A 9,781-nucleotide genomic window follows, 5' to 3' on the forward strand; every position below is an offset into this window, starting at 1 on the left:
GCCCGTTGTATCGATATGCCTTACGCGGCACTTCCAATCTGCCTGGCCGACGCTCCGGTGGCGTGGGTGCCCGGCAGCCCGCCCGCGAGCAGGTCGATCACCATCTCGGCGAATTCCGCATACGACAGCTTGCCGCCAGGCTTGAGCCAGGTGAAGGTCCAGTTGATCATGCCGAACACCGTCATCGTCAGCGCCGCCTGGTTGTCGCGGTTGACGCGTTCCGGGTAGGCCCTGCGCAACTGCCGCGAGAAGGCGGCTACCACGTCGCGCTCGCGCTTGAGGATCTGGTCGCGCTGCTCTTCGGCGAGGAACTTGACGTCGTTGATCAGGGCGACGTGCCGGGTTTGCGAGGTTTCGTACTCGGCAAGGAAGGCCCGGATCAGGTTGGCGAAGCTTTCCCGCTCGCTGCGCCCCTGGCGCTCGGCCTCGGCTTCGACCTCGGTCACGATCAGCATAAGCCGGCGTGTGTAGCGGTCAAGCAGGTCGAACAGGATCGCTTCCTTGCTCTCGTAATAGTGATATAGCCGCGCCTTGGAAGTGCCACAGGCGGCGGCCAGATCGGCCATCGAGGTGCTGGGGTAGCTGCTGGCGGCAAAGGCGGCGGCGGCCAGTTCCAGGATCTGTTCGCGCTGCGCCTCGAAATCGGGTGCCTTGGTACGGGCCATGGAGACGTTTGCTTTTCTTCTTCTTAATCGCCGCCGGCGGACAGATTGCGGCGGAGCTCGCACGTCTGCAGCGACTCGGCGTTGCCGCGCAGCACGAGCTGGCCGGCACCGATCAGTTCGCGGCAGCGCCAGAACACAAACCAGTCGCTGGCCAGAAGGCCTTCGATGGCGCCCATCACGCCGCCCACCACTTGGGAGGCCGGCGCCCATTCCAGCGGGGCGCGCTCCAGGATCACCTCATCGACCGTGTGATAAGCCGCGGGCACCAGCGTATTGCCTTTCCACAGGCGCACGTCGGCGTTTTCCTTGACGTTCTGCTGCCACTCGTAGCCCAGGCGGCCCAGGCGCAGTACCGAGACCGGCGCAATGGTGGAGAAGCGCCGCGCCAGGCGGGCCGCGGGGTACATGCCGATAGCGGCCAGGTTGCCGCTTGCTGGTACTTCCAGTTCGCGCAGGTCCATGGCCACTTCATTGATGCGCTGCGGCGACTGGTAGAGATGGAACACCACCCGGCGCAGCATCAGCTGGTCGGATGCGCTCTGGCCATGCCAGATGGCGACTTCCAGCTCATCCTTGCGCAACTTGTGCAACTGGTCGAGCGCCTGGTGCATTTCTGCGGCGAAGTCGATGTCGCTATAGGGCGCCACGCGCTGCCAGAAACCGGAGCGGATGAGTCCGCTGCTGTCGACGTCGGCAAGTGGACCGACGGCGAGGTCGTCGCGAAGCACGACGACCGGGTCGGGCCGGGCGGCCTGGGCGAGGGCTTGCCGTAGCGTGTTGCCCGCTACGTCGCCGTTGACGACATGGATGTATTGCATGGCCGTGATTGTATATGGATGCGCCCAGACTCTGGCATGAAACGCAAGGGCCTTGCCGGATCGTTCCGGGCGCCTCACCCCACCCGCGTGCGCTTGGCTGCGCTTCCATTGCCGATGCGGTTCAGGGCATGTCCCGCGTGCAACACATCGAGCGTTGCGCCGGGAAATCGTCGCCACCGCAGCGGTCTATATAAGAGTAGGAGGCACTATGCACGTGGTGCCTGGTAGCGTCGGCGGCGTTAACGGCGCTCACCCGGCGCTCACCCGATATCTTGATCTTGAGCAAGGCAGCGGGCTGAACAAACGTGAATCATCAAGCATAGCGCTTCGATCAGCGCATTTCCGGGTAACGCCGGCCCGGTATCTGGCTGCGACCTTGCGCAAGGAGGCAACTATGCAATGTACTCGCCCCCGGAGGGCCGGCGTCCTCGCTTTCCGCCAGCGGTGCGCACTGCTGGCGCTGTTGGGGCTGTTTTCAATCCAGGCGCCGCTGGTTGCTGCCAACAGCGAATTCGGCACGGTGCGGCAAGCGTTCACGCAGCAGGTGCCGCGCCATCTCAACTTGCCGGCCGCCACCGTCACACGGTATGCCGGCCTGCTGGCATCCGCGCTCCAGGCCGACGGGCTGGATGCCGGGGCCGGCGACTGGGTCGTTCTGGTCGACCGCAACCCCCGCGTCCAGGCCGCCATGGTGTTCGCGCGAGCTGGCGACGGCGTCTCCTGGCGATGGGTTGGCGCGACATCCACATCGACAGGCAAGCCGGGTGAATTCGATCACTTCATCACGCCCGTCGGTGTGTTCGACCACAGCCTGGAGAACATGGATTTTCGGGCCGAGGGTACTTACAACGAGAACGGGATCCGCGGCTACGGCGTGCGCGGGATGCGCGTCTATGACTTTGGCTGGGTCGATGCCGAACGCGGCTGGGGCAAGGGTGGCGAGAGCCAGATGCGCCTGCAAATGCACGCGACCGACCCCGACCGGCTGGAGTCCCGCCTCGGTCGTCCGGCGTCCAAGGGATGCGTGCGGATTCCTGCCGGACTCAATCGCCTGATCGATCGTTTCGGGCTGATCGATGCTGATTACGTGGCGGCGGTCGAGCGCGGTGACTCACTTTGGGTTCTTGCGCCGGACCGCACGCCGGTGGCGCGGCCGGGCCGCTATCTCGTGATAGTCGACTCCGGTGCGAGCCCGGTTTCCTCCCAGTGACGCTGATCCGGGTACGGGCAACAATGTGCCGTACCAGCTACCTGACGCATTGGGAGAGTAGTATCCATTCCGGCGGAGCGCTATGGCGCTTTCGCCACTATCCGTGATGTTCCTGGAGCAAATGGCAATGACGAATGCGGTATATAAGAAGATCGTGGTGGCTGTGGACGGTAGCGCAACTTCCGACCTGGCCCTGAACGAGGCAATCCGGCTCGCAGGTGCCGGCGACGCGGAGGTGCTTGCCCTGTATATCGTGGACAACGGCCAGCTAATGTTCGATGTYGCCTACTACGACCCGACGCCGGTAATGCATGCCTTGGCCGAGAGCGGCGAACGCGCGTTGGCGGCTGCGGCCCAGCGGCTCGCCGCGCAAGGCGTGCGTTACGAGACGCGCCTGGTGAGCGAACAGGCGGTCGGCGGCGATATCGCCGGATCCGTGAATGAGGCTGCCAGCAACTGGGGTGCTGACCTGATCGTGATTGGGACCCACGGCAGGCGCGGCGTGCGCCGGCTGGTCCTGGGTAGCGTGGCCGAGTCGGTCATTCGCCAGGCCAACGTGCCGGTGCTGCTGGTGCGTGGCCAAGCGGTGGAAGGCTGAGCACGACCAGGCGCGATAGATGGATGCGGCCGGTCGGGGACCGGCTGGCATGCAGCCGGAACGGGGCGCTTTGCTTGCCAGTCCTCGGGTTCTCAGCCGGCGAAACGGATATGCCCGCTGCGCAACAGGATCTCACGTGCCTGGGTTAGCTCGAACAGCCCTTCGGCAATGCGCTCGATACGCTGCCGGTGGCTGGTGAACGCTCGCACCAGATCTTCCTCGCGCGGGGAGCGCGCGCCAAAGTGTGTTTCGAGCGCCTCGGCCGTGATGGAATAGAGCGTTGGCTTGCCGTTCACCGTCGCGGGGCAGGAGAGCGTCAGACTGGCCGCACAGTAAGTGGGAACGCTGCGGGGAAAGGAAATTTCGGGCATGGCGTGCCTCACATCGGTCACTGAGGGATGACACCATTCTAGGTGATCGTGCCGATCCGTGATGCAGGCCCGCGCCGGCAGCTTGACCGCAATCAACCCGGTTGCGGCAAGTGCTGATCAGTGCGCTTGCTTTGGCCGCCTGCCAGCCGGTGTATTGCGGCCATGGCTGCGTGCGCCGCGCTGGCCTGGGATGAGGCGAGCACGGCCTGTTCGATCAGGAACCGGTCGAGGGAGGCGGTGGCGTCGGGCATGGGGCCGGCCGCGACGGTCGTCGCGCCGGCGCCGGGGTGTGCCGCCAGCTCTGAAAGCTGCGCCGCGAGGCCTTGCAGCATTGCCCGCGTGGCCGGCTCGGGCAGGCTGGCGCCGGCTTCAGCTTCGAGCCCGGCTCGCACCAGTCCTGCCAGTGCCGCCATGCGCCTCAAGGCCATATGCAATTTGGCATATTCCCAGGTCAGTTCCGGCGTGAGCTCCGCTGTGGCTTGCTGCAAGGTGTGATCGGCCCGGCTGGAGGTGCGTCCAGCCGTCACACGCAACGTCTCCAGACGGGTTTGCGTGGGAGCCGGCGAGCGGGTGGGCGAGTTTGTAAACGCGCCGGCACCGGCAAACGCCGCACGCAAGTAGACAGTGTTCGCCACGAGGGCATCGAGGCTATGGCGATACACCCGCGACAATTCGGCGCGCGGCGCCAGTACGTAGTAGCTGGCCAGGGCGATGAGGCAGCCGAGCGCCGTGTCGATACCGCGCAGGGCGGCAAAGTGGCTGCTGTCCGCCGCAGGCGCCCCCACCCATGAGAACAGGATCACCGCCGGCGTCAGGCCCAGGGCGAAGGCGCCCGGACTGCCGGCCAGCCGACTGGTATAGGCCGCAGCCAGGAATGCTGCGCTGATCGCCAGCGCAAGCGGCGCCGACGGGTGGGCCATCCCGATGGCGCAGGCCAGCAGTGCGCCCGCCAGGGAACCAGCAAAACGCTGGAATGAGATTCTGCGCGTGGTCTGCAGTTGAGGGCTGAGCACCATGATGACAGTGACCGCAACCCAGTAACCGTGATCCACCTTCCAGAACTGCGCCGGCATCAGGCTCAGGCTGCCGGCCATCGCCAGCCGCACCGCATGGCGGGCCACGCGGGCGTCGCGGGCAGTATGCTCGGCAAGGGTGGCCCGCCAGCGTTGCCACGTTCGCCGGTAGGCGCGTCGCGGCCAGCGGTACTCGTTGCGCCATTCGGCAAACGCCGGATACCCTGCCAATGCACTCAGGGCGGCCTGGTACGGTGGCGGAGCGCCGGCATTGGCCAGCGGCGCGTGCAGGCGCCGCAATTCGCGCGCCAGTGCCGCGCATAGCGATGGCAGGTCTGGCGCCTGATGCGCCAGTGCCTCGCAGACTTGCTCCCGGACATCGGCGACGCAACGCATCAGGTGCGGGAGCGGCAGGCGCTCGACGCTGCCATCGCCGGGTTCGCTCGCATCGTCCCTGCGGCTGTGCAATTCGGCGGCAACGATCAGCAGCGCAAACATGGCATCGGCCAGGCTCACCACATAGGCATAGTGCATCAGGCCAAGGGGATCCCGCAGGCTGCGTCTCGCATTGACAGCCAGGTGTGCCGCCTCGATGCGCTCGCGGATATCGCGCTTGCTGGCGGCCGTATCGCCAACGGGGTTGTCGTCAGCCAGCGCGTTGGCAAAGCGCAGCAAGGCGTCGAACACCGCCAGGATCTCATTGCGCGGTCGGTTGTCGCGTTCTGAAGGAATCAGGAACAGGCAGACCAGGCAGGCGAATATGCCACCGAGCAGGAACTCCTGGCTGCCGGCAATGACGCGCGCGGCCAGTTCTGCGTCTCCGGCTGGCTGCAGGCAGGAGGCGATCAGCACCACATAGAGCAGCTTGGCCGACAGCGCGGGAACGGCACCCTTGGTTTCGGCCAGGCCGGCAGCCAGTCCTGCCATCAGCACCAAGGCTAGCGCTGTCCATGGCGTCACGGCTGCGGCCATCCCCAGGGCGCATGCAACGGCGCCGCCGATCCCAACGGAGCCAAGCGAGATCAGACGCTCGGCCGCGGTACCGCGGCGGTCGGCAAGGCAGGTCCAGATCGAAGCTGTTGCCGCCCACAGATATCCCGCCTGCCCGGTAAGCCATCCCAATCCGGCGAGCGCGAGAAAGGAGAAGGCGTAGACCAGGCCTCTTTGCAGCATCCAGGCATCGGGGCGGGGCGGGCGCAACGCGGAAAGCATGTTGGTAGGAAGGGAGGGCGCCGGAAAGCGGGGATCCGTCGCGCCAAGCGTGAGTGACAGATCGACTCTACTGCATGAAATGCTGCGCCGCAACATCGCGCTGCGGAATCCGTGTTTTACGTTGTGCCGGTGCAATTCGGTCCCATCATGGTGCGCGTGCGGGACTGCTTTGGTGCGCCTTTCGAAAACGCTCGCCGGCCAAGCGATGGCGCGTTATAGCAAGGGCTGACCAAGATCATCGGCAGATCGAGGGCAAAAAAAACCCGCGCAGTTTCGTGCGCGGGCTGGAATCCACCGAGGTGGTGGAGGAGACAGATTCCACTATATACGATTTGTTGCGACGCACCAAGCGGTGCAGATGGTAAGCGTGTCTGGCTTCACAAACATGTTGCTTGTGAGCAACAAAGTAGCGGCTTAATACATCGCCGAGCCCGTTTCCTCATCTTTTTGTTGAGTATTTGACGATATGTTATTGGCCTTATGGCTATGCACTGTTCCCATTTCAGCGGAAAAACAGATACGCAATGCCTACGGCAGCACATAGTCCGATGAGGTCAGCGAACAAGGCGCAGGCCAGTGCGTGGCGGGTGTTGCGGATATTGACGCTGCCAAAGTACACCGCCAGCACATAGAAGGTGGTTTCCGTCGAACCCTGGATGATGGCGGCAAGCTTGCCTTGGAATGAATCGACGCCATAAGTGGTCATGACATCGATCATCAGGCCGCGGGCGCCCGCGCCCGACAGGATCTTCATCAGCCCAACCGGTAAGGCCGGCACGAAGGCAGTGTCCAGGCCAAGCCAGGCAAACGAGGCGGTCAGGCCTTTCATCAGGACGTCCATGCACCCAGTCACCCGGAACAGCCCGATCGCCACCAGGATCGCGATCAGGTAAGGAATGATCTGCACAGCCACGCCAAAGCCCTCCTTGGCGCCGTCGATGAATGCGTCGTAGACATTGATGCCCCTTATCGCCCCGCAAGCCAGGAACACTACGATCAGCGTCAGGATGAAGCCGCTACCGGCCAGCGCTGTGGCGGTGCTGACCTGCTCCGGGGGCGCGTGCCGCAGCCAGAGGAATAGTCCGCCGACACCAACTGCCAACAGCCCGAAGGCGGCCAGTACAGCTGGCTTGAGCAGATTGAGCCGTTGCGCCCAGGCCACCGCCAGCAGCCCTGCCACACAAGAGACGCAAGTGGCCAGCAAAGTGGGCAGGAAGATATCGGCCGCATTGAATCCGGTAAGACCCTGCTTGACGGCGATCGCCTGCCGCATGGCGATTACCGAGGTAGGGATCAACGTCAACCCGGCCGTGTTGAGCACGATAAACATGATCTGCGCGTTACTGGCCGTGTCCGGACGCGGGTTGAGCGATTGYAACTCGCGCATGGCGTTGAGGCCGAGCGGTGTCGCCGCATTGTCCAGTCCGAGCATATTGGCCGACACATTCATCATCATCGCGCCCTGAGCCGGGTGACCCTGTGGGATGCCGGGGAAGAAATGGCGCAGCAACGGGTTGACGGCCCGCGCGAAAACGTCGACTACGCCGGCACGCTCTCCAATACGCATCATGCCCAGCCACAGGCTCATGACGCCGGCAAGGCCAAGGGAAATCTCAAAAGCCGTACGCGCATTGTCGAACAGGCTCGCCAGCATCGCCGGGAACACAGCGGTATCGCCTGCCGCCAGACGGATGCAGGCAACGACGAAAGCAATCAGGAAGAAGGAGAGCCAGACCAGGTTCAGAGCCATCGGCAAAATACACGCGGGGTTTGGGAGGAGTGAGGCCACCGCATCATAGCCTGCCGGGCCAGAAGTACGGGCTGGCGGCGAAGCCATGCGAGACGATGACGGCGCAGGTGCTTTTCGTTGCGCAAAAACCTTGATCTGCCGGTATACAATGCGGACATTGCCACTGCGGCTGCCCTATCCGTGAACGTTCCGGGATGGTGCCGCCGTCCTTGATCCCTTTGACAACCGTCCGCGACGGACAGCCTGCGCGCTTTAGCCGAGGACGGTGTCTTGCTGACCCAAGCCAGAATCTATGTCCGACGCCCCTGGTACCGAACACGCTCTTCCTGGTTCGGATTCCGCCGGCGCCAGCCTTGGCGCCCAGCATTCCCCTTTGTTTGCCTTGGTTACCGATACATTGCGCGAGCGCATCCTCGGTGGGCAATATAGCCAGGGTGAACGCCTGGTCGAGAACAAGCTTTCCACCGAGCTGGGCGTTTCGCGCATTCCCGTGCGGGAAGCGCTTCGCGCGCTGGCGGCGGAAGGCCTGGTGCGCATCGAGCCGCGACGTGGTGCCTCGGTAGCGACGTTGTCGCCGAATATTGCCAAGGAAATGGTCGAAGTGCGCGCCACGCTGGAGGGACTTAACGCCAAGCTGGCAGCCCAGCGCCGTGATCCGGCCCTGATTGCGGAACTCAACGAGGTCCTGCGCCAGGGCACTGAAGCTGCCGCCAGCGGCCGCTCGGAGCGCTTCGTGGAACTGAATTCCCACTTCCACGAAGTGCTGGGCAATATCGCCGCCAACAGCGTGCTGCAGGATATGGTGCGTACGCTGCGGGAGCGCACGGGACTGCTGTTCGCGCCGGCGAATGTGGCGCGCGCCAGGCAGAACTGGGAGGAACATGCCCAGATTCTGCAGGCAGTCATCGCCGGCGATGCCGACCTGGCGGCGCTGCTGGCGACCCGCCATGTATATAGTGCTGCCAAGGCAGCCGAAGATATGGCCGTCAGCGAAACCAGCGGCCGTGACGGTGCCGCCAAACGTGATGGCAGCATCGCGGGTGCTGGCTAAGGGCACAAGGGATGGCCGTCAATTCCGGAGGATGGCCTACGGCCACACGGTATTTGGTATACAAAACATCTTTTTGATGCCGTGTCCGTTCTATCGGGGCGCGGTGCCTGCCTGCTATTGATYTCAAAGGACCAAACCAGGATACATGCCGGCGCGGCCGCCCCATTGTGGGGCGGCCGCGTGCCCTGGTATGACGCACTGCACCAAAATTTGGTATACTATCAATCCTGACGAACCACAATAGGGATTGAGCATGAACTACCCGGCGCCCTCCTATTTCCGGCAGTCGATTGGCGAACAACTGATGGTGCACTATGCGCAGCGCGATGCTGTGCGCCACTGCACGCCACTCCTTCCTATCCGCTGGCCCAGCCTGCGCGCGCTATTTCGCCGCCAGTGCGCGAATGACCACAGGGTGGTGTGACCGGCTCACTGTCGTCTTCGGCTGGCCTAAGCTAGGGCGGCTCCGCGTGTCGCCAACAGGGCGCGCAAGATAGAGCGGTGGCAGCGTTCCTCGTGCTCGCAATAGCAGCCAAGCGAAAAGTTGGTTTGCTGCGACATGGCGGCCAGCAGGTCCAGGGTCCGGCTTGCATCGGGACGGGCCATCTCTGCCCGGAACTGACGCTCGAATGCCCGCCAGGCCTTCTCGTTCCCCTCGCCTTGTATGGCAAGGGCTTCCGAGACCAGTTCGGCTGACGGCGACAGGTTCGGGAACCACACATCGTAGAAGTCCCGCGTGGCGAATTCGGCCTTTGGTACGCCCCGCGGTGGCCGGCGCACGGTCCCGATGCGGATCCCTTCGTCGGGCAACCTGGGCGAGCCCAGCCTCACGATGCGGATGGTCATGCGGATCTCCTCCTATATATAGAGTCGGTGGCGGATGGTGCGCCGACTCGCGTCCTCGATGCCTTCCAATGGTGGCTGTATATTGCCTCGGCCGTATGGCCCTTGACCAGTCCCGTTGCCAGCTTGCTTCTCGCGTCCATTTGTTGACTATGAGGCTCTTTATGGGTCGTGCGAAAAACATTTCAGAAAACGCTTGCCATGGCCGAGGGGCTCCCTTAAGATTCGCCCCCTCGCAACACAACTACCG

General features: G+C 63.9%; 10 protein-coding genes. 4 read left to right on the forward strand and 6 right to left on the reverse strand.

From position 1 onward, the window contains the following. Positions 1-20: 20 nt before the first annotated feature. Together AC1DN0_RS01800 and AC1DN0_RS01805 are read right to left on the reverse strand one after the other, a co-directional pair. Positions 21-665, reverse strand: coding sequence for a TetR/AcrR family transcriptional regulator (locus AC1DN0_RS01800; RefSeq protein ID WP_441635624.1), 645 nt, complete (start codon positions 663-665; stop codon positions 21-23). Positions 666-688: 23 nt separating this feature from the next. Next, complete coding sequence (locus tag AC1DN0_RS01805; RefSeq protein ID WP_441635622.1) at positions 689-1,483, reverse strand: DUF1835 domain-containing protein; 795 nt, start codon at positions 1,481-1,483, stop codon at positions 689-691. A 208-nt stretch (positions 1,484-1,691) separates the two neighbouring features. On the opposite strand from AC1DN0_RS01805, the gene AC1DN0_RS01810 reads away from it, so the two are divergent. Together AC1DN0_RS01810 and AC1DN0_RS01815 are read left to right on the forward strand one after the other, a co-directional pair. Beyond that, on the forward strand, positions 1,692-2,693 hold the full coding sequence (locus tag AC1DN0_RS01810) for a L,D-transpeptidase (RefSeq protein WP_441635620.1): 1,002 nt from the start codon (positions 1,692-1,694) through the stop codon (positions 2,691-2,693). 127 nt (positions 2,694-2,820) lie between these two features. After that, positions 2,821-3,291 carry a universal stress protein gene (locus tag AC1DN0_RS01815; protein WP_441635618.1) on the forward strand — a complete coding sequence of 157 codons (471 nt, stop codon included), beginning with the start codon at positions 2,821-2,823 and terminating at the stop codon, positions 3,289-3,291. Positions 3,292-3,383: 92 nt separating this feature from the next. On the opposite strand, the gene AC1DN0_RS01820 is transcribed toward AC1DN0_RS01815, so the two are convergent. From AC1DN0_RS01820 to AC1DN0_RS01830, 3 genes are all read right to left on the reverse strand, one after another. Beyond that, positions 3,384-3,662 carry a DUF1488 family protein gene (locus AC1DN0_RS01820; RefSeq protein WP_441635616.1) on the reverse strand — a complete coding sequence of 93 codons (279 nt, stop codon included), beginning with the start codon at positions 3,660-3,662 and terminating at the stop codon, positions 3,384-3,386. Between the two features lie 92 nt (positions 3,663-3,754). Next, entirely contained in the window at positions 3,755-5,848 is a 2,094-nt protein-coding gene (locus tag AC1DN0_RS01825) for an FUSC family protein (protein ID WP_441635614.1), read from the reverse strand. Between the two features lie 541 nt (positions 5,849-6,389). Further along, a complete protein-coding gene (locus AC1DN0_RS01830) occupies positions 6,390-7,637 on the reverse strand; it encodes a nucleoside recognition domain-containing protein (protein ID WP_441635612.1) in 1,248 nt (415 codons plus the stop codon). Positions 7,638-7,929: 292 nt separating this feature from the next. Between AC1DN0_RS01830 and AC1DN0_RS01835 the strand changes: the two genes are divergently transcribed. Continuing rightward, complete coding sequence (locus tag AC1DN0_RS01835) at positions 7,930-8,688, forward strand: GntR family transcriptional regulator (protein ID WP_441635610.1); 759 nt, start codon at positions 7,930-7,932, stop codon at positions 8,686-8,688. Positions 8,689-8,941: 253 nt separating this feature from the next. Then, positions 8,942-9,112 (forward strand): hypothetical protein, encoded by a 171-nt coding sequence (locus AC1DN0_RS01840; RefSeq protein ID WP_441635608.1) that lies wholly within the window; start codon positions 8,942-8,944, stop codon positions 9,110-9,112. Between the two features lie 26 nt (positions 9,113-9,138). On the opposite strand, the gene AC1DN0_RS01845 is transcribed toward AC1DN0_RS01840, so the two are convergent. Beyond that, positions 9,139-9,534, reverse strand: coding sequence for a DUF488 domain-containing protein (locus tag AC1DN0_RS01845; protein WP_035862401.1), 396 nt, complete (start codon positions 9,532-9,534; stop codon positions 9,139-9,141). Positions 9,535-9,781 lie beyond the last annotated feature (247 nt).

This window comes from Cupriavidus sp. 05N39, from assembly GCF_056397325.1.